Origin of the sequence: Pseudomonas emilianonis (assembly GCF_023072625.1) — a bacterium.
Taxonomy (GTDB): domain Bacteria; phylum Pseudomonadota; class Gammaproteobacteria; order Pseudomonadales; family Pseudomonadaceae; genus Aquipseudomonas; species Aquipseudomonas paraveronii.
Genome location: NZ_JAKNRV010000645.1, coordinates 1 through 1,444, shown reverse-complemented (window position 1 = coordinate 1,444; position 1,444 = coordinate 1). Strand labels below are relative to the sequence as shown.

1 protein-coding gene and 1 pseudogene are annotated in these 1,444 nt (G+C 64.2%); both read left to right on the top strand.

Translation table 11 applies throughout. The features are described 5' to 3' along the window. A partial coding sequence (locus L9Z73_RS30425; RefSeq protein ID WP_247408662.1) for a formylglycine-generating enzyme family protein occupies window positions 1–1,102 on the top strand: 1,102 nt, incomplete at its 5' end. Window positions 1,103–1,186: 84 nt separating this feature from the next. Further along, window positions 1,187–1,444: pseudogene (locus tag L9Z73_RS30420) on the top strand (type VI secretion system-associated lipoprotein TagQ); the annotation flags it as partial.

Below are 1,444 nucleotides of genomic sequence, written 5' to 3'. Positions count from 1 at the left end.
CGACGACGGCGGCCTCGGTTTTGTGCGCCTGCCCACCGAAGTGGAATGGGAATTCGCCGCGCGCGGGGGGCAGGCAGTGAGTCGCCAGGACTTGGAAGGGCGCCTGTTCCCCCGGCGTATCGAGGGCAGTGAAAGCGACGGCCCGCTGGCGGATTGGGCGGTGTTCAACCAGGTTGCCGGCGGCACCGGCCAGGCCGCACGGCTGATGCCCATCGGCACCAAATTGCCCAACCCGATCGGTATGTTCGATGTGATCGGCAACGCGGCGGAAATGGTCCAGGAATCCTTCCAACTGGTGCATGCCGGGCGTCGCCAGGGCGCCTACGGCGGCTTTGTGGTCAAGGGCGGCAATTACCTGGAAGGCGAGGGCACGCTGTTCACTGGCATGCGCCGTGAGTACCCGTTGTTCGCCGCCGACGGCACCGAGCAAAGCAACGAGACCACCGGTTTTCGCGTGGCGATTGGCGCGCTGTCGGCACCGCGTTCGCGCTACAAGGAGCTGTTCGCGCAGTGGCAGAAAGAGGGCCGCCTGGCCTCGCTGACCGATGCCATCGATGACGCCCAGGACCCGACCAAGCGCCTGGACAGCATCATCGCCGCCAGCGTCGACCCACGGCTGCAAGCCGAGCTGGGGCTGGTCAACGAAGAGCTCAAGCGCAACGTCTCGCTGATCGCCCAGCAACGCGAAGAAGCGGCGGGCAACTTGATTCAGTCGGCGGCGTTGGTGGCCGAGACCATCAACAACTACAACATCCGCCTGATCAACCTGCAAAAGAGTCGCCAGCAGGCCGTGGATGCTAAGGACGAGGCCAGTGCGCAACTGTTTGCCACGGCCATCGCCAACGGGCGCAGCGCGCTCGACGGTGCGGTGGCGATCTATATCGACAACCTGGCCACCGGCACGCGCTACACCGATGCGGTGATCCAGGCACAGTTTCAACGGATCAAGGAAGAGTTGGATCGCAAGCCAGTGCTCGGCAAAAGCCTGGTGACGCGCGCGACACTGTTCGTTCGCCATGTCGGCGACTACCGCAAGCAACAGCGGGCCGACCCGGCAACGATTTTGAAGGAATTGCTCGCAGCCAGCGGTCAGCGGTCTTGATCGCTGGCGTGCGGGCGAGCTTGGAAGGGACTCAGGCGGCGGTGGGCCGTGCTGGGCAAGTCAAACTTAAAAGAGAACACATCTATGCTTTTTTCCCGTAAGGCGGTTTCCAAGCGTCACCTGCTGCTGATCGCGGCCGGTTTCAGCACCGTGTTGACTGGTTGCGCCACGTCGCCGGCCTCCAAGGTCGCGTCGAGCACCAAGGTCGAGTACTACCCGAACTGCTATGAGCCGGTGCAGCACCTGCGCACGACCGATTCGGACATGACCAAGTCGGTCGTTACCGGCGCGGCCATCGGCGCTGCCGGCGGTGCATTGCTCGGCGCCCTGACCGGCGACTCC